The organism is Streptomyces nogalater (genome assembly GCF_039532885.1).
Taxonomy (GTDB): domain Bacteria; phylum Actinomycetota; class Actinomycetes; order Streptomycetales; family Streptomycetaceae; genus Streptomyces; species Streptomyces nogalater.
Window position 1 is genome coordinate 17636 of record NZ_BAAASM010000012.1, and the last position, 22177, is coordinate 39812.

The 22177-nt window shown below is 71.0% G+C and carries 29 protein-coding genes; 26 read left to right on the top strand and 3 right to left on the bottom strand.

Annotation, left to right across the window (positions count from 1 at the left end; all coding sequences use genetic code 11):
- Nucleotides 1-204: 204 nt before the first annotated feature.
- The 3 genes from ABD350_RS10765 to ABD350_RS10775 are packed head-to-tail and all read right to left on the bottom strand — an operon-like array spanning nt 205 to nt 3051.
- A complete protein-coding gene (locus tag ABD350_RS10765; RefSeq protein WP_344347664.1) occupies nt 205-798 on the bottom strand; it encodes a P-loop nucleotide/nucleoside kinase family protein in 594 nt (197 codons plus the stop codon).
- Nucleotides 792-2135 (bottom strand): UTRA domain-containing protein, encoded by a 1344-nt coding sequence (locus tag ABD350_RS10770; RefSeq protein ID WP_344347665.1) that lies wholly within the window; start codon nt 2133-2135, stop codon nt 792-794. Before ABD350_RS10770 ends, ABD350_RS10765 begins: the two co-directional genes overlap by 7 nt.
- Before the next feature lies 1 nt (nt 2136).
- On the bottom strand, nt 2137-3051 hold the full coding sequence (locus ABD350_RS10775; RefSeq protein ID WP_344347666.1) for a sigma-70 family RNA polymerase sigma factor: 915 nt from the start codon (nt 3049-3051) through the stop codon (nt 2137-2139).
- A gap of 374 nt (nt 3052-3425) precedes the next feature.
- Here ABD350_RS10775 and ABD350_RS10780 point away from each other — a divergent pair, with 374 nt between their 5' ends.
- From ABD350_RS10780 to ABD350_RS10910, 26 genes are all read left to right on the top strand, one after another.
- Nucleotides 3426-4286, top strand: a complete 861-nt coding sequence (locus ABD350_RS10780; RefSeq protein WP_344347667.1) for a hypothetical protein — start codon at nt 3426-3428, stop codon at nt 4284-4286.
- A 179-nt stretch (nt 4287-4465) separates the two neighbouring features.
- Complete coding sequence (locus tag ABD350_RS10785; protein WP_344347668.1) at nt 4466-4807, top strand: hypothetical protein; 342 nt, start codon at nt 4466-4468, stop codon at nt 4805-4807.
- Nucleotides 4808-4963: 156 nt separating this feature from the next.
- Nucleotides 4964-5185 carry a hypothetical protein gene (locus tag ABD350_RS10790; protein WP_344347669.1) on the top strand — a complete coding sequence of 74 codons (222 nt, stop codon included), beginning with the start codon at nt 4964-4966 and terminating at the stop codon, nt 5183-5185.
- A 5-nt stretch (nt 5186-5190) separates the two neighbouring features.
- A complete protein-coding gene (locus ABD350_RS10795; RefSeq protein WP_344347670.1) occupies nt 5191-5472 on the top strand; it encodes a WhiB family transcriptional regulator in 282 nt (93 codons plus the stop codon).
- A gap of 156 nt (nt 5473-5628) precedes the next feature.
- A complete protein-coding gene (locus ABD350_RS10800; RefSeq protein WP_344347672.1) occupies nt 5629-5979 on the top strand; it encodes a hypothetical protein in 351 nt (116 codons plus the stop codon).
- A gap of 94 nt (nt 5980-6073) precedes the next feature.
- A complete protein-coding gene (locus ABD350_RS10805; protein WP_344347674.1) occupies nt 6074-6280 on the top strand; it encodes a hypothetical protein in 207 nt (68 codons plus the stop codon).
- Nucleotides 6273-6446: a hypothetical protein gene (locus tag ABD350_RS10810; RefSeq protein ID WP_344347675.1), complete on the top strand. Its 174-nt coding sequence runs from the start codon at nt 6273-6275 to the stop codon at nt 6444-6446. Before ABD350_RS10805 ends, ABD350_RS10810 begins: the two co-directional genes overlap by 8 nt.
- 12 nt (nt 6447-6458) lie before the next feature.
- Nucleotides 6459-6983, top strand: a complete 525-nt coding sequence (locus tag ABD350_RS10815) for a DUF6197 family protein (RefSeq protein WP_344347676.1) — start codon at nt 6459-6461, stop codon at nt 6981-6983.
- Nucleotides 6984-7181: 198 nt separating this feature from the next.
- Nucleotides 7182-7373, top strand: coding sequence for a DUF5999 family protein (locus ABD350_RS10820; protein WP_344347767.1), 192 nt, complete (start codon nt 7182-7184; stop codon nt 7371-7373).
- Nucleotides 7374-7484: 111 nt separating this feature from the next.
- Nucleotides 7485-7679: a hypothetical protein gene (locus ABD350_RS10825; RefSeq protein ID WP_189757313.1), complete on the top strand. Its 195-nt coding sequence runs from the start codon at nt 7485-7487 to the stop codon at nt 7677-7679.
- 390 nt (nt 7680-8069) lie between these two features.
- Nucleotides 8070-8354 (top strand): DUF6197 family protein, encoded by a 285-nt coding sequence (locus ABD350_RS37945; protein ID WP_425584186.1) that lies wholly within the window; start codon nt 8070-8072, stop codon nt 8352-8354.
- Nucleotides 8355-8510: 156 nt separating this feature from the next.
- A complete protein-coding gene (locus ABD350_RS10840) occupies nt 8511-10952 on the top strand; it encodes a collagen-like domain-containing protein (protein ID WP_344347679.1) in 2442 nt (813 codons plus the stop codon).
- Between the two features lie 181 nt (nt 10953-11133).
- Nucleotides 11134-11625, top strand: coding sequence for a hypothetical protein (locus ABD350_RS10845; protein ID WP_344347680.1), 492 nt, complete (start codon nt 11134-11136; stop codon nt 11623-11625).
- A complete protein-coding gene (locus ABD350_RS10850) occupies nt 11622-11858 on the top strand; it encodes a GrpB family protein (RefSeq protein WP_344347681.1) in 237 nt (78 codons plus the stop codon). Before ABD350_RS10845 ends, ABD350_RS10850 begins: the two co-directional genes overlap by 4 nt.
- A gap of 152 nt (nt 11859-12010) precedes the next feature.
- Complete coding sequence (locus ABD350_RS10855) at nt 12011-14350, top strand: ATP/GTP-binding protein (RefSeq protein ID WP_344347682.1); 2340 nt, start codon at nt 12011-12013, stop codon at nt 14348-14350.
- Nucleotides 14351-14370: 20 nt separating this feature from the next.
- On the top strand, nt 14371-14784 hold the full coding sequence (locus tag ABD350_RS10860; RefSeq protein ID WP_344347683.1) for a conjugal transfer protein TraB: 414 nt from the start codon (nt 14371-14373) through the stop codon (nt 14782-14784).
- A 90-nt stretch (nt 14785-14874) separates the two neighbouring features.
- Nucleotides 14875-16992, top strand: coding sequence for a chromosome segregation protein ParM (locus ABD350_RS10865; RefSeq protein WP_344347684.1), 2118 nt, complete (start codon nt 14875-14877; stop codon nt 16990-16992).
- Between the two features lie 82 nt (nt 16993-17074).
- A complete protein-coding gene (locus ABD350_RS10870; RefSeq protein ID WP_344347685.1) occupies nt 17075-17263 on the top strand; it encodes a hypothetical protein in 189 nt (62 codons plus the stop codon).
- Nucleotides 17264-17332: 69 nt separating this feature from the next.
- A complete protein-coding gene (locus tag ABD350_RS10875; protein WP_344347686.1) occupies nt 17333-17872 on the top strand; it encodes a DUF6197 family protein in 540 nt (179 codons plus the stop codon).
- Nucleotides 17873-17996: 124 nt separating this feature from the next.
- Nucleotides 17997-18758, top strand: coding sequence for a hypothetical protein (locus ABD350_RS10880; RefSeq protein WP_344347687.1), 762 nt, complete (start codon nt 17997-17999; stop codon nt 18756-18758).
- Between the two features lie 105 nt (nt 18759-18863).
- Nucleotides 18864-19631, top strand: a complete 768-nt coding sequence (locus ABD350_RS10885; protein ID WP_344347688.1) for a hypothetical protein — start codon at nt 18864-18866, stop codon at nt 19629-19631.
- Nucleotides 19632-19901: 270 nt separating this feature from the next.
- A complete protein-coding gene (locus tag ABD350_RS10890) occupies nt 19902-20318 on the top strand; it encodes an RRQRL motif-containing zinc-binding protein (protein WP_344347689.1) in 417 nt (138 codons plus the stop codon).
- Nucleotides 20319-20337: 19 nt separating this feature from the next.
- On the top strand, nt 20338-20583 hold the full coding sequence (locus tag ABD350_RS10895; RefSeq protein ID WP_344347690.1) for a hypothetical protein: 246 nt from the start codon (nt 20338-20340) through the stop codon (nt 20581-20583).
- Nucleotides 20580-20882 carry a hypothetical protein gene (locus tag ABD350_RS10900; protein WP_344347691.1) on the top strand — a complete coding sequence of 101 codons (303 nt, stop codon included), beginning with the start codon at nt 20580-20582 and terminating at the stop codon, nt 20880-20882. The genes ABD350_RS10895 and ABD350_RS10900 overlap by 4 nt, the downstream gene beginning before the upstream one ends.
- A gap of 114 nt (nt 20883-20996) precedes the next feature.
- The gene (locus ABD350_RS10905; protein ID WP_344347692.1) at nt 20997-21491 is read left to right on the top strand and encodes a Pycsar system effector family protein; all 495 of its coding nucleotides are present in this window, start codon (nt 20997-20999) and stop codon (nt 21489-21491) included.
- Nucleotides 21492-21587: 96 nt separating this feature from the next.
- Nucleotides 21588-22160, top strand: a complete 573-nt coding sequence (locus ABD350_RS10910; protein WP_344347693.1) for a hypothetical protein — start codon at nt 21588-21590, stop codon at nt 22158-22160.
- Nucleotides 22161-22177: the final 17 nt, after the last annotated feature.

Below are 22177 nucleotides of genomic sequence, written 5' to 3' on the forward strand. Positions count from 1 at the left end.
CTCCACGATAGGGAACCATGCTTGAAAACATACATGATCCCGACGATCTTCGGCATCGGGGGAACGAGGGTGTTGCCGTGCGAGACATCGGTGAAACGATCACGGTTGTAAACGGCCTAGTTGCACGGTGGAGTTTCCGCGCGCGGGAACGCGGCGTGCCCGAATTACCGTGTCCCTCGAACGGGAGACGCGATCCGGGGCTTGTCACTGCTGGTCCTCCCGCACGGAAGGCAGGCCGTGCAACTGGGCAAGCAGGGCTTCGGGTCGCTCGTCATATACAACATGCGGCTCGTCCTCAGTCGGAGGATGGAAGCGCGTGGCAAACCGCAACAAGTCTTGCTCGCTGAACTCGATGGAGTTCGCGTCGATATCAGCGAGCTGGTTCCGTTCGCGGATTCGTGCCCATCGCACCTCATGCGGCACCGGCAGGTACACCAGAGTGGGGACGCCACCGGCCCCTACGACTAGAGCCTGCCATTCGGCCCGCTCTTCTGGTGTCCAGAAGCCGTGGTCGACCACGACGTCATCACCGGCCTCCACCAGTCCTTGGAGTTCACCAGCGACATCTTCAAGTACGGGAGCTTCCCGAACGCGAAATTGCCCCCTGGGGAAGTCGACGCCGTACCGGCCGTAGCGACGGAACATCTCCTCATCAGGACACAGCCGTGTGAACCCCGCAGCTACGAGAGCCCTCGCCAATGTCGTCTTACCGGCGCCCGGCATCCCCGCCATCAGGACGACACGTGACTTGCGCGGCGCGTCTTCGCCCGTGGCCGAGGTGCGAGTCGAAGTCAGCACGTCATATCCGCCGTTTCGACGCGCATACGGCCGGGAGCCCCCAGGTCCACGCCGTACTCCAGAGGCCGGCCTTCGCAGTCGACGAACCGAGCGGAGAGGACGAGGATGGCTTCGTTCGTACCGGGCTGGAGCTCCAGGAGTTGGGCGTCCTCGGCGGTGGCGATGCGGGCTGTGGTCTCGTCCCTACGCTTCACAGCCTGCCGACCCGTTTTCTGGGCGATGAGGTCGAGGGACGTGCCGCCGATCAGGCGCTCGTTGCGGAGGAGCGCGGGCACGGCCTGGGCGAACTCGAGTGGGATCCACGAGGTCGAGTGCGCAACGACGCCGTGCCGGTCACGGTATACGCGGGTCCGCCGGATGACGACGTCGCCGGTCTCCACCCCCAGCGCCGCAGCAACGTCCTGCGGGGCAGGAACGGCAGCGGCGGTGTGTCCGTCAGAGCGCTCTCCCGCGCCCCATGAGGAACCAGTACGGCGCCCGCGCTCCACCCGCTGACCTGCAGAGGACAGAGCCACGGGCTGACCGATGCGCGCGTACGCGGCGGTCGCGTCATCGGATCGCTTAAAGCGCGGCCAGCGCTCGCCTGCCGGGTCAGCAAGCTCGACTTCCCGAGTGCGGGCAATCAGGGCCGCCGGCCCCTCGACGCGCAACAGATCGAGGAGTTGCTCCCAGCTCAGAACGCCGAAGCTGTCAACGAGTCGACTCGCGCCGTCCGTGAGCAGAGCGGCCTGGCGGACCTGGGCAAGGTCGACGCTCCCGGTAATCGCCTCGTCGGCCGCAGCCGGGTCGGTTGCCGCGACCCAGTAACCGCCAGGCCGGTTCCGGAGACGTCGTTGGACGGTGACGAGCGCGGAGACACGAGCGGTGTGCTCGGGAGTACCCGTCGGTCCTTGGAGCGCGGCCTCCATCTCCTCGCCGGCCACCTCCTCGACTCGCTTGTCGGTGATGGTCCGGATGCCCTCGTCACTAAGATCAAGCACCAGCACGTTGTCGGAGAGCACAAGGTAGTCGAGGACATCCCCCCGCTCACGGATCATCACGACGGTCGACGCCGGGACGGCCTCCTGGTCCAACGCGCAGGTGCCCCGGTGGAGGTCATTGACCTCGGAGATGGCGCTTCGCAGCGCCTCGCGCAGCGACACCGCGTCGTCACCGATCAGGTTGATCAAGCGTGTACCGAGCTGCCGCACGTACCATGGGGTGCCGTGGATGCACCCCATGGGCAGGTCTTTGGGTGCGGACAGGCCGTCCAGCACGACGACCCCGGTAGGGCTGACGTGGACAGTGTCCTCGTTCGCGGTGCCCACACCTTGGGTCGAAGCCACGGATACCTGCACGTCAGGCCCCTTCCGGGCGGTAGAACGGCGTTATTTGCTCGCTCGCGACGATCTCGAGGGTCTCCGGGTCAAAGCGGCTGGAGATGAGGGTCGAGAACCGTCGCGCCTTGAGCTCGCGGTGCACGGTGGCCAGCTCCTGGTTGAGCCAGTGGACGACGCCACCGGAGCCACGCGCGTGGATGCCGGCAACATACAGGAAGGTTCCCTTGCCGTCGGGGCGTGGGAGCCGGCCGAAGTATGCGATGTCGGCGTTCTCGCCCCGGTCCATCGGTGAGCGGTAGACCTGGCCGGTGTTGCGGTCCGTAAGGTACCAGCCGTCATCATCCTTGCCGAACCGCAGGTGGGGATCCCCTTCAAGGATCTGTTCGATGAGGGGCGACAGCCGAGGACCGCAGATGACCACGAGGTTGTTGCGGTTGAGCCGGACGTTGCCGCCGAGCGGAATCCGTTCGAAGCTGACTTCCAGCCCGACCTCTTCGGCCAGCTCCCGCAGACGTTCGTAGGTCTGGACGTCCTCGGTGGCGATCACGGGGCCCTGGATGGCCTTCTTCTTGCCATCCTTGTCGTTGCCGTCTTCCAGCTTCTCGGCCAGCGCCACGATGACCTTGCCTGAGCCGAGGAAGAGCCTCTCCGGTGGAGCTCCCTTGGCGAGCTGGCTTACGCGTCCCTTGCTGATGCCGAGTTCGGACGCCAGCTGAGTGCTGTTCAACCGGCCCACACGCAGCGTCTCGTTCATCGCCTCGTTGCGGACCGCCTGAAACTCGTTGCCGAAGTCCTGTACACGGCCAGCAAGACCATGTGCGACCTTCGCGCGCTCCAGAGGGTCAGGGAGCTCCTTCAGCTGGGACAAGGCGACGTCGAAAGCCGCATCGAGCTGGTCTCTCAGCGCGGCTGGAGCTACATCGTGCGCTTCCATACGTGCCTCCCTTCGTGAGGTCATGTTTACCCCATTAAACCTCATGGGTTCAAGGTGGTTGACGCGTGCCGGAACGAGACCTATGGTTTCGGTAGTCGAGCGGTTTAGGGCGCTAAATCGCTTGGTTGCGTTCGCTATATCTGCTTGTCCCCAGCACCTTCGCAGCTTCTGCGGGCTCGTCTCTCCGGAGGCGAGCAGGTGGTCGGAGGCGGTAGCACAACCAAACCCCCCGGCTGGCAGGGCTGCTTGTACGACCTCAGCGCTGATGCGCTGTCTATCCGCCGGGACGTGGGCCGCTGGCTCGTGGACCTGGTGGGTGGAGAGAGCATCCGCCCCGCGAACACCCCTCCTTCTCTCCTTGCCGAGGAGTCGCCATGCCTGAGCTCGCCATGCCCAAGGCCGCCAAGCGCAAGGGCCGCACCCGTACCTCCCGCGTCAGCCCCCTCGACGCGATCAGCCTCTCGACCCTGTCGCCCGGACACATCGACATGCGGACCGTGGAAACCACGCAGACCCGCCGCATCTCGCTGGTGTGCCCGGACTGCGGCACCTGGGTGGCCCTGACCTCCAGCCGCGGCACCTACCTGCTCAAGCTGGTCCCACACCACACCGGCAAGGCAGGCGTCGCCGACGCGATCCGCTGCCGCTCCAGCAACCGCCTCGTCGACGTAGACATCACCGACTACGCCTGGCGCCGCCAGTACAGGGAATGGGCACGCGAGGAGCGCCTCGCCGTCGACCTCACCCGCCACCGCCGCGCCACCGTCCAGACCCTCAAGGTCAGCCGGCCCCAGGAGCGCCCCGCCGACCGGCGAGCTCAGTGGGAGCGTGCGATGCCCGCTGCCCGCCGGGCCGACGCCGCCCGTGCGGTTCCTGCGGACGCGGTCTCCCCGATTCGCGGTGCGGCCGTCGACGGCCCCGTCGGCGCCCCGCTGACCATGACCCCCCAGACCGCTGGGGACCCCCGCTCCGTCCGCGCCCTGGCCACCGGCATCCTTCGCGCCCTGGCCGACGCCAGCCAGGACCGTTGCGCGAGCGACGTCCTCGCGGAGCATTTCACCCGCGCCGCCTACACGCACCTGGCCACGGTCTGGCGCCGCCCCTTGACCCCGGCAGACCAGCCCGCGCACACCGCCCTGGTGGCTGCGGTCAGGGCCGAACTGCCCGCCCCGGCCCCGGGCGAGACCGTCGCCGCGTACACCGCCCGATGCAACAGGTCCGCACTCGCGGCCTGACCCGCACAACCGCATACGGCCCCGGCCCCGGCTCCCGCTCCGCGCGGGGGACGGGGTCGGGGCCTTCTGCTCCCGTACAGCCTGACGCGCTGCAACCTGGAGGTCCTGATGCCCGCCACTCCGACCCTGACGTCCCACCGGCCAACGACGAGGTGTTCGACGCCGAGACGCTCGCGCTCTTGGACGAGCTCGATGTCCCGTTCTCCGCCGACTTCGACGTCGACCTCGACATCGCCTTCGGTACGCCGCTGGAGATGCACGAGCCCGCGGGCACCGCCAGGGAGATGCGCCGGTACGCGGCTGCGGTTCTGACCGTTCCGCCTGACCGCCGCCAGGAGCTCGCCCTCGTGCATGGCGCCGAGATCACCGCCCGTGTGGAGGCCAGCCGCGACATCCTCGCCGCCGACCCGACCATCACCGCGCGCGTCCGCGAGCGCCTGGTCGACGCCCTTCTCCCCTACGCCGACCGTCTGCGCAGGACGGTCCGCTCGGGATGCCGCCCCGAGTACGCCGCGGCCTGACCATCCAGCCCTGGACGAACGCTCACGATCAGCGGCCACCCCCACTGCGCCAAGGGGTGGCCGCTGGTCGTGGCCGGTCGTACGACTTGCCAAACGAACGACAGCCCCGGGGATTGCGCCCCCGGGGCTTGTCCAGGACCTGATTCGGAGGACCTGATGCAGCTCAGCATGACATGTGCGGTGCCCCGGCCGAACGCCGGGATCATCGACGACATCGAGGACGCGGACAACAAGAAGGGCTTCGAGCCCGACGAACTCACCGCGTTCCACCAGCTCGTCCGCCACCTCGTCGTCGACGGCGACCGCCGCGCGGCCAGCGCCGGCCACCAGGCCCGCCGCACGCTCGCCGAGATGACCGTCGTCGGGCAGAGGCGGTGACCGGGATGGACTGGCGTCACCAGGCCGCGTGCCGCACCGAGGACCCCGACCTCTTCTTCCCCATCGGTACTACCGGTCCGGCGCTCTTGCAGATCGCGGAGGCGAAGGCCGTCTGCAACCGCCGCTGCTCGGTGACCGAGCACTGCTTGCAGTGGGCGCTGGAGTCCGGCACGGACGAGGGCGTGTGGGGCGGCTTGTCCGAGGACGAGCGACGCGCGCTGAAGCGCCGCTCCGCCCGTAGGAGGTTGCACATGCCGGACGCCGAACGGTCCGTCCCGGCTGCCTGACGGCCCGCCACGGTCCGTCTCCCGCCCACCAGAGCAGAACAGGGCGGGAGACGGGTCGTGGCTGGCCGCTCGGCCAGTCGAAGGGTGGACGACCCCTGGAGTAGAGGTCCGAGGGCCGTCCGTGATCAAGAAAGCGAGACTCTCTTGAACACGACGATGATCACACGCCCGGTCTCCCGGGCGCCACAGGGCGACGACATGTTCAACCGGGTCCTGACCGCCGTCAACTCCCACCGCCCCGACCGCACCCGTCCGGCTCGCCGCACGCCCAGCGTCGAGCCCGAGGCGGCGCTTGGCGAGCACCTCCTGGCCGTCGTCCGCGCCCAGGACGCCTCGATCCCGGCCAGTCGGCGCGTCCCCCGCACGGTCGCCGAGATGCGGGCCCGCCTCGACGGGCTGTACGAGGAGGAGCAGGACGCCTGCGGTCTGTGCGGGTCCTGGCAGTGCCGCGGCAACTGCCAGGGCAGCCAGGGCAGCGTTCAGACGGCCGGGATGGCGGTGGCCTGATGCCCGCCGCCGTCCTGCACTTGACCGACGAGGAGCGCGCGGAGCTGGCCCGCAGGGTGAGTGAGCGTAACAAGGAGTCGGAGCAGCGACCCCGGTGACGCGACCGCTCATAGATGCGGCCCGGGCGGCGCAGCACCGCGCCGCCCGGGCCGCGCTCGCGGTCGGCCCCGCCCATCCCCTGGCACGCCTGCTGCTCGCGGCCGCCGCGCTGGCGGCCGCTACGGCGTGGGATGCCGGGCACCGCGTCACCGACCTTCACCCCGCCCGCCGGCATCACCACGAGAGACGGGTCCGTGCCTGACGACCTGTACCAGCGCTACCAGGCAGCACACCGCGCCTACCAAACCCACGCCGCATCCTGCGACGACTGCACCCGCGATACCCCCCGATGCCGGGACGGACAGCGGCTGTTCGACTCGTTCGCCCGGCTCCAGGACGCCTACCTCACCCGACAGCAACAGCGCTGAAGGAGATTGACCGTGAACGGTTTCGCCCATGACATCGTTCTGCGCCGCCAGGCCCAGGAGCGCGGCGAGATGGCGCTCGCCCAGGACGTGGAGACCTACCTGTCCGGCGTGTCCGCGCCGGCGCTCAGCGCGGAGGCGGTGGCCGTGTGGATCGAGCAGGCCCGGCGGCTCGCACGGGGCATCGACTGGGTGGCCTGGGGCGGCAGCGGGATGCCGCTGACCGGGCGGGCGCTGGCCGCGCACGCCGAGAGCGCCGCGCAGATTCTGCGGACCGCCGGCTGGAACCCCGACATCACCGCCGGCCGCTCCCTGCGGGACGCGCTCATCTACGCCGAGCGCATCGATACCGACGGCCTGCTCAGCATGGACACCCGCTTGGCCGTCGCTGGGATCATCGCGCTCCTGGTCCGCGCTGCCACCGGCGCTCCGTACGCCTACTACGAGAGCTGGGACGCCCACCCCGGCCGCACCGTCGACCAGGTCCTGAACGTCCTCGCCGCGGCGGCCGCTTTCGCCCGCCGCTATGGCCCCGCCTGACCGCCCGCCTACAGGGACGGAAGGCCATTTCCTCTCCCGCACCCTGCTGCTCCACCGGGCCAGTCGCCCGCACGACGGGCGGCCGGCCTTTCGCACGCCTCCAGCCCGGGAAAGTCTCGGGCTTCCCCCGTAGGAGAGCCCATGCGTAGCAAGACCCTGCTCGACACCGCGACGACCGGCGCCACGCTGCCGGACTCCTTGTGCACGCACACCCCGAAGTGCCCGGTCGCTGAGAGCTCCGACCGGGAGGCCGCGTACGTCGTGGCCGCCCACCCGGAAAAGGGCTGGAGCCTGCTCTGCAACGGCCTGGTGCTCTTCGAGGACACCGGCGAGCTGCTCCCCGACGGCCGGGTCATCGCCCCGCACCGTCCCGTCGCCGCGCTGGCCTGACGGCTGCCTGATCCGCCCGCACCGACCGCCCACCACCGTGGCGGTCGGGTCGGGCGGTGACGGGGAGCCGGACAGTCCGGACCACACCCGAGAACAAAAGGGGATCACCTCATGCGCAACCTCGACGAATTCGCCGCCGCCCTCTCGCAGGTCACAGCCCAGGCGACCCGCGCCGCCACCACCAGCAGCCGGACCCGCAGGGTGATCGACGCCGCTGCCTCCGGCGGTGAGGACGCGGTCCGCCGCGCCGTGGCCGGCATGTCCACCGCCGACCTGAAGCGACTCAAGCGCCAGCTGGAGCGCTGACGGCCTGACGGCTGCCTGATCCGCCCGCGCCGGCCCACCCGTATCCCGGGCGGTCGGGTCGGGCGGTGACGGGGAGCCGGACAGCCCGGACCCAACGCCCCTGAAAGAGGCTCACATGCCCGAGACGACGATCACCCCCGCTGCCGTGTTCACCGAGGCCACGCTGCGCAAGGCGCAGGAGATCACGGCCGACTCCTACCTGCCGATGTGGATCGGCCCGTCCGGTGAGGAGTCCTCCGGCGACGCCGTGGCCCGCCACCTGGAGGCCACCGTCGCCCTGCTCGACAAGGACGGCTGGATCCGCGCCTACAACTACAGCAAGGACTGGTCGGCCGGCGCGGACCTCGTCGACGACGACTCCATGACGGTCAAGGCGATGGCCAGGCGCTGCTGCGGTACGTCCGCGACGAGAGCGGTACCGGCCCGCAGCGGACCCTGTCCACCGCACTGCGCCACGTCGGCGAGGACGGCGAGCACGGTGACACGGACACCGCCTGTGTGGCCGGCCACGTCCTGGACCGGCTGATCCAGGCCCACACCGGATCGGCTACCGCCCGCGCGACGCCGTGGTCGGAGCGGCAGCACCGCACCCACGCGGACATCACCGCCCTGCTGTCCGCGGGCGCCCGGTTCGCGCGGACCTACGGGCCCAGCCAGGGAGCGGCGGCTGCCTGACCCGACCCGCGCTGACCGCACCAGCACAACGGCCCTCCGAGTCCCCGGCATGACAGCTGCCGGGGCCTCGGAGGGCCTGGTGACGACCTTACCGACCCGATGCCGACCGCGGTGGCCTCTTGCACGGAGGCGCCGGAAGTAAGAGAGGACAACACCGTGGCCCCCAGGACCGCCACCCGCCGCAGGCGCCAGAACGTCGCGGCCGCGAAGCCCCGCGCCACCGGGCGCGCCAAGGCACCGGCGCCGGCCGTCGTTCCCGCGCAGGCCGCCGCCCTTGAGGACACCGTGCCGCTGGTGTTCGAGGAGGCCGACCCGGTCGTGGCCGACGCTGCGGACCGCGCCGCCGACCTTCGGGACCTGGCCGCCGACGATGTCGCGCGGATCCTCGCCGACGGCGAGGCGCGCGCCGCCGAGTTGCTGGACGGTGCGCGCACCGAGGCCGCCTCGATCACCGAGGCGGCCGCGACCGAGCAGTCCCGGATTCTGGCCGCCGCGCAGGCCGACGCGGACCGGGTCCGTACGGAGGCCGCGACTGCCGCAGCCGCCGACGCCGACGAGGTCCTGGCCGACGCCGACGCGAAGGCCAAGCAGCTGCTCGCCGACGCGCGCCGCCAGGCGGACGAGGTCGCCACCACGGCGGCCGCGCAGGCGGAGCAGATCCGCACTGAGGCCGCTCAGGCCGCCGCGAAGGCCCTCGCCGACGCGGAGCGCACCGCGAAGGAGACCCGCACCCGCGCCACCACCGATGCCGAACGGCTCCTTGAGCAGGCGCGGGGCGAGGCCGACCGGCTGCGCGAGAGCGCGGCCGCCCAGGCCGCGCAGGTGCGCATCGAGGCGGAGAAGGCGGCCGCCGAGCTGCGTGAGGACGCCTCCCGCGAGCGGCAGGCGTCCCGCGCGGATGCGGCTCGGACGCGGGCGCTCGCCAACGAGGACATCGACCGGCTGCGGGCGACGGCGGCCGAGGACGCCGAGCGGCTGACCCGCACGGCCCGCGAGGAAGCCGACCGCATCCTGGCCGCGGCCCGCACGAAGCGGGACGCGCAGCTCAAGGAAGCCGAGGAGGCCCTGGCGCAGGCCCGGGTGCGGGAAGCGGACGCGGAGGTCACGCTGAAGGCCGCCGACGACATGGTGGCCGAAGCCGCCGCCCGGATGAAGCGCGCCACCGACCGCACCGAGCGGGCCCTGGAGCGCAAGCGCCTCAAGCTCGAGGCCAAGGGGGAGCGCCGGGACGCGAAGGAGGCCCGCAAGGCCAAGGCCCGCGAGCTGCGGGCCGCGTCCCGCGCCGGGAAGCCGACCGTGACCGACCGCGTGAAGCAGTTCGTGAAGGTCAACGCGGAACGCCTGATGGTGATCGGTCCGATCACCGCCCCGATGGCCGTGGCGTGGACGGGCCAGGCCGGGTTCGCCGAGGACATCCTCGGCTGGGTCGTGCCGTTCACGATCCTGTTCGCCGCCGCCTGGGAGCTGTCGACGGCGTTCGTGGGCTGGATGTACCACCAGGCCCGCCAGAGCGGCGACGCCGGAACCCTCTACCGGGTCTCCACCTGGATCTTCGCTCTCGGGGCGGCGGTCATGAACTTCTGGCACGCCTCCGGGCAGGCCGTGGCCGGCAGCCGGGTCTGGGACGCGAAGAAGGAGATCTGGACGGAGCAGATCACCTACTGGCACTTCACCCCGAAGGCGGTGGCGTTCGCCGCCATGAGCATCGTGGGCATGGTGCTGTGGGAGCTGTACGCCTCGCTGATCCACCGCCGCAAGCTCCGCGAGGACGGCAAGGTCGCCAAGGCCCGCCCGTCCATCGGGGCGGTCCGCTGGATCCGCTACCCGGTCCACAGTTTCACCGCCTGGTCGCTGGCGATCACCGACCCGCGCCTGACCACGCTGGACCGGGCCTGGGCCGCAGCCGGGGCCGAGCTCGCGGACCGCAAGGCGGTCCGGACCGGTCGGGCCCTGCACCGGGTCGTCGTCCCCCGCGTCGGGGCCGACGACCACGGACCGGCCGCCATCCCCACCGTCCTCACCCTGACCCGCACGGACCGGACCGGACCGCTGGACAGCCCCGCTCCGGTCCGCCCGGTCCAGCACGGCGGATACGCGGTCCGCTCCGGTCCGGCCGATCGGAAGGCGGTCCACGGCCCGGTCCGGACCGCAGTAGCCACGGACCGAACCGGCGGACCGGCGCTCGCCCTGGAGGCCGGTCCGGGCGGACCGCACAACGCTGACCAGCTGACTGGCCCCGGTCCGGACCGTGGCCCTCGGACCGTGCCCGCCACCCAGAGCACGGCGGGCACGCGCAAGGTGACGGTCCGGACCTCCGACGTCACTCCCGGACCGCAGGAGCCGGACCGCACTGGACCGGCCGACCAGGAAGCCCCGGAAGGCGCCTTGGGCCCGGACCGGGCCGAGGACAGCGGTCCGGACCTCACGGTCATCACGCTCACGGACCTGGAGCGGACCGCGCTGGACCGGCTCCGGACCGAGAACAAGTCGCTGAACCGGGCCAACATCGCCAAGGCGGTCCGGGACGAGGGCGGCTCCATCGCCACGGACCGCGCCGGACAGATCGCCGTCGCGCTCAAGCAGCACACGGTCCGCTGACCGGACCGCCCGCACAACCGCCCTGCCGCCCATAGTCGCCACCGGACCGCGCTCGCCCACCGACCGCGGTCCGGTGGCGGCCACGGCCGGCAGGCCACTTCACCCGCCTCCGCGCCCAAGCACGGGTGCGACGGGCCAGGCAGCCCCCGAGTACAGCAGATCCGACCCCCGCGGAGGACCCGTGAGCACCGAAGACAACCCCCTCTTTGACGACCCGAACGCGGCGCTGCGCGAGATCGCGCAGAATCCCGCCGCCTACGCGCACTACCTCGCGGACTTCCACCGGGTCGCGCTGGACATGGCCGCCAAGCTGGAGGTCCTCCAGCGCGAGACCCGTGTGCACTGCCGCGGAACCCGCGTGGAGGGCGACAAACTGGGCCAGGCTTTCCTGCGCTCTTTCCCGGTGGAAAAGTCCCTGCATGACATCATCAAGCACCTCAAGGGCGTCACGTCCGGACTCGAAAAGAGCGCCCATAAGCGCCACGCCCACGACGAAAAGGTGAAGGAGGTCAAGAAGCAGCGAAAGGAAAAGGCGCAGTTCAAGGCGCGGAAGGACCATCCGCCGCTCCAGGCTGCCCCGGAAACCCCGGGGCAGCAGGGTGCGCAGAGCTCAAATATGGGCTATGGTGACCCCACGTCGATTTACAACCTGGACCGTAGGGAGTCGGCGTGAGTGTAGGTCGCCCGCTCACGAAAGCAGAGCGGAAGAAATTTAACCGTGCGGAATACGAGCGGAAAATCAAGCAAGAACTGGTCGCTCAGCACGGAGAAGACCTTGGTACCTTCTACGCCTGGCTTCGGATTGTGAATATCCGGGGCACGCAGGCTTATCGCGCAGGGAAAAAGGACTTCATCCGCGAGGTGACGCTCGCCCTGCACAACGTCTACATCCGTCACGGCGGCTAGCTCCCCGCGTCCCGCACGAAGGGCCGCTCCCGATCCCCGGGGGCGGCCCTTCGGCGATCCCAACGCGTGCCGCGCGTGCCGCGTGCCGCGCGTGCCGCGCACGCGCGTACGCGAGGCCGGTGCCGACTGTCAAGCCCAGGAGGAGGGGTCGCGTGTCCGACGACACCGACAGCAACGTGATCAACCTCCCCACCCGGGGCGGTGAATCCGGAGGAATGCCGGACGCCCCCGACGGAGGGGATCTTTTCTATTCGGAACCGTCTGACAGTGATTCCGGTGGCGACGGCTCCTCGTCCCTGACGGAAACGGCAACCGCTCCGCCTATTCGGGGTCCTATTTCCCCGGAAACCGCCTTGAGGGAAACAGGAATGCCTGCCGCCCCGGATTCCGGTGATGAAGAATACGAGGAGGGTGAATATGTTCAGCCTCGTTCTCTTGCCGACCGTCTCGGTGACTGGCTGGAATACCGGCTCGAGGTGGCGCGGGACCGGAACGCCGCCGAAGCGCCGTTCCGTGAGGCGGAAATAGCGCGCAAGGTCGCGCTCCTGGAAGCCCGTACCGCGCGGGAAACGGCGTTGATGGAGCAGAGCGCCAAACTCCACACCGCGATGATGAAAGCGAAGGGCGACAAGGCGGCGGCGCGCGGCAAGGCCGACGCCGACCGCTCGCGATCTTCCGGATCCGGGATGGGCGCCGACAAAGGGGGCCGCTCCAAGGCCGGCGGCGGGGGTGGGACATCGCGTGGCGGTGGCGGCAGCTCCGGCGGCTCGGGACGGGGCGGCACCGGCGGTGGCCGGGGCCCGGGGGCGAACGGGTCCGGTGGGATCGGGCGTGGGTCCGGGGGCGGCAACTCCCCGAAGGGCGCCGGTAAGGGCGCTGAGCGCGCTGCTGGCGGCCGTGGAGGCGGATCTAAGGCCAACGAGCCGTCCCCGGGCACCAAAGGCCGTCAGAACGGCTCTGGCGGCTCAGGCAGCGGACGTTCGGGTGGCTCGGGCAAGAACAGCTTGGGCGGCTCCGGATCCGGCAAGAGCGGTTCGAAGGGCGACGGCGGCACGAAGCAGCAGTCGCCGGCCGTCAGTCCGCGGGCCGAACGAGCCCGCGGGCGCCAGGAGCGCGCTGCCGCCCGCCAGGCGGCCCGGGACCAGCGGCGTAGCGCCGACCAGGCCGCCAACCTCGCCGACCGCAGCAAGGACCGCGACCAGGGCCGTGCCAACCGGCAGGCGGAGTGGGAGGAGCGGCGCCGGGCGAAGGCGGAGCGGAAGGCCGCGAGGAAGGCGAAGCGGGAGGCTGCCAAGGCAGCCGAGGACCGCACCACGCTGGGCGCGGCGGTGATGGAAGGCATCCAGGACCGCTGGGACAAGCGCCGCGCAGCCGGGAAGGACGAGCCCGAGAAGGGCAAGGGCGAGGAGTCCACGAGCGAGAAGGACTCCGAGGCCACCACCAAGAAGATGCCCAAGGACGGCCCTGAAACGGCCGCTGACGGCCCGAAGGACGGCGGCGCGGCCAAGGATCCCGGCGCCGACACGAAGGACGGTGAGGAGCCGTCTGGTGGAAGTGGGGGGAAAGAGCCGGAAGGCAAGGCAGGTAAGGCCGACTCCGGGGAGAGCGCGGGCCGGCCGTCAGGTAACGGTACGGCAGCCGGCCCGGCCTCTGATGGCCCTGCCGGAGAGTCCGATCCCGGATCACCCGGCGGCTTCGCCTGGGCGGAAGACGACGACGAGGCAGCGGAAGCCTGGTTCCAGGTCACTATGGCCGCGCTGCGCGCGTGGGCCAAAGAGAAAAGTGATCGCTGGCGTGCCCGGGGCGAGGACACCCCTCCGCCGGAGGGCCCCTCTGAGACGGTCCGGCCCGAGACCCTCGGGGTCACCGTCGACCGCCCCGACGGCCCGGACAAGCTCTGGAAGCGGGAACCGGCTGAGGAAGTCATTGAGGACGCGGTTGTTGTCGATGACCCGTCCGACCCGTTCGGCACCACCGTCTGGGCCCCGGCGAGTCTCCCCCGGGCCCCGGAGCCCCACACCCAGCGTCCCGGCACCACCCGACCTACTGCACAGGAGGACCCCGTGGCATCGACGGTCAGGAAGACCGGCTCGGCCCAGACCGGTCTCAGCGCGAAGCACCGCACCGACATCACCTTCGAGGAATACCTGATGGAGATCGTGAACATCGCGATCGCCGCCGGTACCGACAAGGACCGCGCCCAGGACCTGGCCGCCGCGCTCGGCAAAGTCGCCGACGCCCTGCGGGACATGGCGACCGACCTGGGCGGTGACCACAACATCGCCACCGAGGTCGTCGACCAGATCACCGACCTGGCCGACGCCGCGATGCGTATGAAGCAGCTCGCCGAACGGTGCGCCACCGAATGCGAAATCGCCTCGCAGGGCGCCCGGATCACCGCCATCTACGTCGGCCGGGTCTACGGCGAGGACATCCGAGCCATGGACGACGCGGGCCTGGCCCACGCCTCCGCCGCCGCCCACCACGACTAGCAGGAGAGAGAAAAGCACTGATGAGCAGCCTCACGCCCCGCACCAGCGGGGCTGCCGCCCCGACAGACGGCGACAACCGCTACAAGGCCGTCCAGGGCAAGCTCAAGAAGCTGAGCAAGTCCATGGACATGGCTGGCACCGAGCTGGAGGCGCTGCTGCGCGGCATGCGCACCAACGCCTATCGCGCCGAGAATCTGGCCGTGGCCATCGCCAACGCGGAACTGGACGTCAAGTTCATCGAGATGACCAACCAGGTGTCCGTTGCTCTGGGCGGCGCGGCCGCGGAGGTGCAGAAGCTGCAGCAGGCGGCCGAGGAGGTCTCCGGCATGGCGCACGCCGCGCGGCGCAGGCACGCGCGGCTGTACCAGGCCCTGGACGACATCCGCTCCAGCCGCCGCGAGCGCACCCCCAAGCCGGGCTTCTTCGCCCACTGACCCATCCACCACCCTGCCATCCCATTCGAGGGGCGGCCCCCGCCGGCACGGCGTGGGCCGCCCCTCGCGTATCTGCTGAGGAGCACCCCTGTGTCCGTGCCGCGCAGCGTCGCCCTGGAACGCACCGTGTACACCCTGGCCGCGCCGGTCCTCGCCGCGGTCCCGAACCTTTACCCCGACAGCCCCGTCAACACGGTCGTGCAGCTGGCGGGCGCCGCTGGCATCGGCGGCTGGGTCCTGGCCGCCAAGAGTGACAAGCCCGGCGCCGGACGCAAGATCCTGCGCTGGTCGCCGCTCGTGCTCGCGGCCGCCGTCGACGTCGCCGCGAAGAACACCGTGGGCTGGGGCCCCTGGTGCCTGGACGCCTGGCTCGCTGCCGGATGGGCGGCGGCGGGCTGGCTGGTGATGCCGTTCTCCCGGCACTCCCGCCGCCGTCACCGGCCCGCCCTCGCTGCCCCCGCCCCCGTGCCGCACCTGCAGCCCGCCCCGCCCGAGCCCGTCTTCTCCCCAGCTCAGCCCGACGACGGCGCCGACCATTTCACCCGGCAGGTCCGCCGGCTGTGGGAGACCCGCGGTATGCCCGGCCGCACCATCGTCGTCAAGGCCATCCCGCACGAGGGCATGCCCAACGACCTGTCCCTGCTGCTGCGCGCCTCCGAGGTCGGCCGGGCCATCTCCGGCCTGAAGGAGGACGACATCGCCGCTGCGTTCGGCGTGGACGTCACCGACGTGACCATCAGGGAGGTCCTGCGGCAGTACGGGCGCGAGGGCGGACCCGGCTGGAAAGAGGTCGACGTCACCCCCGACGCGAACGAGCGGCGCCGCAAGGCGCCCACCACCGACGAGTGGTGGGCCGACCGGATCGGCGCTGCGGGCGGGCCCGTGCCCGGCTCACAGTTCGTGAAGAAGGTCCGCGACGAGGGACGGAAGGTCACCCACTACATCGCCCAGGTCCCCGACGAGATGGGCGAGCCGCGCGTCAACCAGCACGCCCTGGCGGCCGTGCTGAAGACCAAGTACGACGAAGGCCGGCTGTTCGTCACCGTCGACGCCAACCAGATCCTGGTCTCCCTGTGGGACACCTCGCCGCTGGCGCAGGTCTTCCCCGCCACCAGGGAGTTGCTCACCCCCGACGCGGACGGCCGGTGGGTGACCGGCTACCTCGGCAACGGTCAGCCCGCTCGCAACCGCGTCTACACCGACCGCGGCGCCGCCCACGGTCTGTTCGTCGCCCCCTCCGGCGGCGGCAAGACCCAGCTGATGGGCCTGCACGTCGCGGCCGACGCCCTGTTCGGGGCCGTGGTCATGCTCGCCACCGAGTCCCCGGACGAGAAAACGGCCGCGCTGGGCCGGCACACCGCCCGCTACGGCGTTGGCCCGCTCTACATGGTCCGGCTCCTGCGGGTCCTGGTCGCGTTGATGGAGATCCGCGGCGAGATGCCGTGGGAGGACGGTGAGGTCCACGAGTGGGACGCGACCCGCCCGGGCTGCCCCTATCGGATGCTGTCCACCTACCTGGACGAGTTCCTCTCCGCCGCTCGCGACGACCTGTACGGCGCGGAGATCATGGACCTTGCCGAGATGGTGTCGGTCAAGGGCCGCAAGTACGGCGTCGGTCTGAAGGTGGCCGGCCAGTCCATCTACGTGCAGGACGGGTTCACGCAGCTGCTGTGCGAGAACCTCCGCGAAAACTGCATCCCCGTCGTGCTGAAGGTTGCGCCGAAGAAGGTCAGCGACATGTTCAAGGCCCTCGGCATCGCGCCCGAGAACACCCCCGACCCCCTCCCCCGCTCCTTCTCCCCTGAAGAGAAGGGCCGGATCGAACGGATCATGCGCGGCGAGCCCGAGCCGCCCTCCAACTCCAACACCGGTGGCGCGGGATGGATCGTCGAAGGCAAGCACCCTGAGGTCCTGCGCACCCTGTTCATGGACTTCAAGGGCGGCATCGATCGCTACTTCCCCGACACCGTCGCCACCCTCACCGACTACGAAATCGCGGAGTTGGAGAAGCGGGACCTGTGGTTCGACTGGACCGAGCCGCCCCGGCCCGGTGAGTTCGGCCCCGAACCCGGCGACGAGGACGGTGACCACGACGCGCCCAAGAAGGGCGGCGGCACACGCGGCGGCAGCAGGTCCGCCGCGCGCCGCGACGCGGTCACCACCCCCCGCCAGGCGCTGGAGGCCATCAAGAACCTCTCCGGCGTCTGACCCACCCGCGCCCCAGCCCCCCTCGCAGGGCCCGGCCGTATCCGGCCGGGTTCTGCCCACACCCGCAAAGGACACACCGCCCGTGGCCGTATCGATCTCCGCCGTCGTCCTGCTCGGCATCATCGTCGTCGTCCTCATCCGCGGCGGCACCGTACGCCCCGCACCCGCCCTGGCCTGCACCGGGTTCGGCTTCTTCCTCGCCTCCACCGGCGCCGCCCCCGTCATCACCAGCGCCATCAGCACGGTCACCGGCTGGATCGCCAGCCTCTGACCGCCCGGTCGCCGGCGTCGAAGGCCGCCATCCCCGCCCCCGCGCCCTTCGACGCCCACGGAGCCCCTGATGCCCCAGACCCACCCCGTCGTCAAGACCGCGACCAGCGCAGCGTCCGCGCCGTCGATGGAACTGTCCATCGAGGAACGCCTGGCGCTCATCAACACGGTGATGACCGCGCGCTTGGACGAAGCGGCTGTGGCCTACGAGGTCAACACCGCGCACATCCCCACCGAGCCGCTCGACCTGGCCGATGTCGTCACCGGCCCCGTCGACACCCGCCCGGCCCCGCTGCCCGAGCCGTACCCGACCCCGGTTGCGGCCCTTCTGCAGCGCGCCCACCACCGGCTGCTCACCGGCGGCTGGTGCTCCGGCGTCCTGGTCGACGAGGACGGCGCCCGCTGCATGCTCGGAGCCATCCGGGCCGAGGCCGGCGGCGACAGCGGCCTGGAAGCCAGCGCCGTCGCCGTACTGCTGGACGCGATCCGCCGCCGCTTCGGCGACAACGTGGACTCCGTGCCCTCCTTCAACGACGCGTTCGCCACCGGCCGCACCCCACTGCGCATGGTCGACCAAGCCGCCCACCTCGCCGACGCCCGCGGCCTCTAACCCCCGCTCCGGACCACCTGCCTCGCACCCGAACCCTCGCGGCCGGGTGCGGGCCAGGCCGCCCGGCCTCTTCACGCCCTCCTGCATGACCCGATCACCCGAGTTGACACCAAGGAGTCGCCCCGTGCAGTCCAACGACAACACCCGCCAGGACCGCCAGGAACTCGTCTACCTCCCCGTGCCCTTCCCGAAGGCGCCGCCCGAGGAGCCCCGGTTCGCCGCGCTGCGCGCCTGGTGGAAAGAGACCTGGGACGAGGGCGGCGTCCTGCACGAGATGTGGGACGACGTCCTCAGCGCCCCCCGGAGCGGCCTTCGGCACATGGCGCCCTGGCTGCGCGCCGTCCTGATGGTGGTCGGGGTGTCCTTCGTCGTGCTGATGGCCAAGGCCGCCGGCGAAGTCATCCTCCAGCAGCTGCACCAGCTGCTCACCGCCGTGCCCAGGGTGCAGGTCGGCGTCGACACCTCCAGTGGCGTGGCCGCCGTCGTCGACCAGCCGGTCCGCACCTACATCGCTCAGCACTCCGCTGGCCTCCCGGTCGCGGCCTCCACCGTCTACACGCTGTGGCTGCTCACCGGCATCACCGGCCTGGTCGTCGGCTGCCTCACCCGGCGCACTGGGGTGCGCGTGGCGTGGGCGGTGTGGGGTGCGTCCACGGTGTTCATGGTCTGGGTGGCCACCCCGGATACCAGCCGTCCTGTCGCGGCCGGACTCGTCGTCCTCGCTTGGACGCTGCTGTCCGCGTTCGCGCTGCGCGGCCTGACCCTGCGCCGCCGAGTCGTCGTCGGGCGTCCGGCCCAGGTCACCGTCCGGCCCGAAATCCACATTCCGGCCCCGGCTCAGCCCGCTGACGACCGCCCGCACAGCGGCTGCCCCTTCCGGGACTGACTCCGGTCGCCCCGCCTGGCTCTGGCCCACCCCGTCCCGGGTGCGCGAGAGCCGGACAGGCCGACCGGCCGCCAGCACCACCCCGACGACGACGAAGGAGGCCTCGTGGCCGCGAACGTCCACTACGTCAGCGACACCAACCCCACGCATGTCACGCACGCCGAGTGGTACCGGATCTCGCTGACCGGGGTCCTGACCCCGCAGCACGAGAACTTCGAAGCGATGCAGTCGCTCTTCCCGCCCCAGCACCGCCGCCCGGAGGGGTACGGGCTCGCGTTCCTGGAGAGCGAGGAGCACTCCCGCCTGTACGTCGGCTCGATCGAGCAGATCACCACCTACAACAGCGACCCGTCCTCGCGCCTCGACGTCTCGCAGGGACAGACCTACGACCACTGGCCGAACACCGACGGATGGGACGTGTTCATCCCGGACACCACGTGGAACCCCGACGGGCGCGGCGTCGTGACCAGCTTTGAGCACCCCGAGGGTGGCGTGGTCCTCGTCTACGAGTTCCACGGCTCCTGGCTCCCCGGCAGGCCCGAGAAGAAACTCGTCACGTTCCACTGCACGCACTGCCACACGGACACCTTCCACGACTCGGGGAAGGTCCAGGAAAACCGCGGCCCGCACGACCGCCGGTGGGCCGCGCGGCTGGCCAGGCAGCACATCCGCAGCGCCAAGCGGCACGGCGTCGGCGGCACCAGCAGCGAGTGCCGCAAGGCCGACCCGGACCTGATGCGCATCGTCACACAGGTCGCGAACGAGGCGTGCGGGAGGAACAGCCCGGTCCCTTCGTATGAGTCGATGTGCGCCACCAGCGGGCCGTGCGCCACGGTCCGCGAGCTCAAGGCGCTCCAGGCGGCACGCACCTGACCTGGCGGCCGACCTCACCCCCCCGGCCGCTCTGCCTGACTCCCGCCCCCAGGGCTGGGACTTGGACAGCTGGCCGGCCGCTCTGCACGCGCCCGCTGGCGAACACCGCCAGCGGGCGCGGCGCTTGCCGCCCACCGACACGTGAATCGAGGAGAACCAGCTCGTGCTCATCCCCCGCCCGCGCCGCCGGATCGGCCGGCCCCGCCCGCAGCGCCCCGGGCCCCGCTACCCGCACCGTCCCACCCGGCTCCCCGGCACTTGGAGCAGGTGATGGCCGACCAGGACCTGGTCGACGTCGACCCGTACGACTCCGGCGACGGCTCCTTACCGGTCTTCCGGTGGAAGCAGGCCGGGCACGCCCTCGCGACCCGCCGCCAGCTGCGGGAGATGGGCCTGCGTCCCGGCGGCCAGGAGCCCGTCGCCCGGATCGAATGCCGCGGCGGCCGCCGCTTCGCGTGGCTGTACCGGATCGACCAGGCGAAGCCGAAGCTCCCGATGACCCTCGCGAAGGAAGCCGCGCTCGACAAGGCCATGGCCAAGCGCCAGACGTGCCCCGCCTGCGGCCGGCGCTACTTCCACTGCCTCCCACTGAAGACCTTGGGGTCCTGCCTGGAGTGCTACGACGGCACGCCAGCCGACCCAGCTTCCTACATCGCGCCCCCGCCCACGCACCTGCTGGCCGCCTGATCCGAGAGGACCACCGCCCATGAGCACCACTGTCCGCGCATCCGCCTTCACCGAGCCCGAGCGGCCCAAGAACCTCCAGATCCGGTTCGTCACGATCGGCGGATCGTTCGTCGACGTCATCGGCCTCGGTGAGCACTTCAAGAACCGTTGGAAGCGCCACGGCTGCAAGGCCACCTCGCAGTTCCCGGAGGAGGGCTACCTGTTCAGCATCCGCGAGAAGGCCAACAACCACGCCGCCGTCTGCCGCGCAATCCCGCTGACGTGACCACCCGCCACCTGCGCGCCGCTCTGATGCTCGCCGCCGCCGTCCCGCTCGCCGCGGCGAGGGCCGCCGCCATGCTCAAGGCCGGTCACTGGCGGCTGTACGCCGACCGGCACCGCATCGAGCTGATGCCCCGGCCCCGCCGCTCCTGCCCCGACTGCCGAGGCGCGGGCGGTTGGTGGGGCGGCGGCGCGAACCCGGAGATGGAAGCGTGCGGCTGTTGGGCCGGCCGTCGCACGCTGCGCATCACGCTCCTGCCCGAGCGCTCCACTGACCCCTGGCCGGACGAACCCCCATTCTGAACCCACCCCGCCCGCCTACCGATCTGGCGGCTGCCTGATCCACCCGCCCCGGCCGCTGCCGGGCCGGGTGGTGAAGGGGAGCCGGACAGCCCGGCCGGAAGGGACCTTGAGCCGATGACACCCTTCGGCACCAACCCGATCACCCCCCAGACCCCGTGTGACCCGGACAAGAATTTGAACGCGGCCTGCGCCGATCTCGAAGCGGCGATCGGCCGCGCCGACACTAAGGCGGCGCTGCTCTTAGCCTTCGACGGTGCGGTCCTAGCCGGTCTCGCCGGTCTCGCCGATAAGGACCTGCCGCTGGCCGCCCAGGTGGCCGGCGGTGCCGCCGGCCTCGCGCTCGCGGCCGCCGCCGTGCTGCTGCTCCTGGTCGTACGCCCCGACCTCGGCGGCCGACGACGCACCGTCCGGGAGGGTTTCCCCCTCTGGGCGCAGCTGACCGATGAAGCACTGCTCGCCGCAATGAGCGAGGACACCCGCCTCACCCGCGTCAGGGCGCTATCCGGCCTCGCGGTCACCAAATTCGAGCGCCTGGCCCGCGCGGTCGACTGCCTCCTCGCCGCCCTCGCCCTCCTCCTGACCGCCGCCGCCCTCGCGGTTGCCGGATGAGTAGCTGGCCGTACGCGCTCGTCCTGTTCCGCATCACCGTGGCCGCCACCGCCACCCGGCACGCCCAGCCCACCACCACCGACAAGGAGTAGCCCTGTGGCCCTCACCCTCTTCTCCCGCCGCCCCGCCCCCGCCCCCGCCCCCGCGCCCGTCGAGCCCGAGCCGTGGTTCGAGACCGGGGAGACCTGGACGCCGGAAGGTGTCACCGTCGTCGAGCGGTACTGGACCCAGGTGCACGCGGTCGTCCTCGTCTACACCGCCGCGCAGGGCTACCGGCACACCGTCGCCTGCCTCGGCTGCCACTTCCGCACGTCGGCCAACCGCCGTGCCGGCTACGACTGGCTCCAGCTTGAGGACGCGGCGGCGGCTGCCAACGAGCACGCCTCCAGCTGCCGCGCGGTCCCCCGCGACATCCCGGCCCGCCCCGACGACGACACCGTCCGCGAGCAGCTGCGGACCTGGGTGACCGCCTTCCGCAACCGGGGGGCGGACGAGCAGATCCACCTCGAGTCGCTGGACCTGCTCCGCCTCACCATTCAGCGCACCAACGACTGGATCGAGGCCACGCTCCAGCAACTAGCGGTTGATCAGCCGGAAATCCTGCGCACCCAGACCAGTGAGCACAGCGACCGCGTCAGCTACTACGCACGCCGCCTTCCGCAGGGCTGACCGACGCTCTCCGTGCG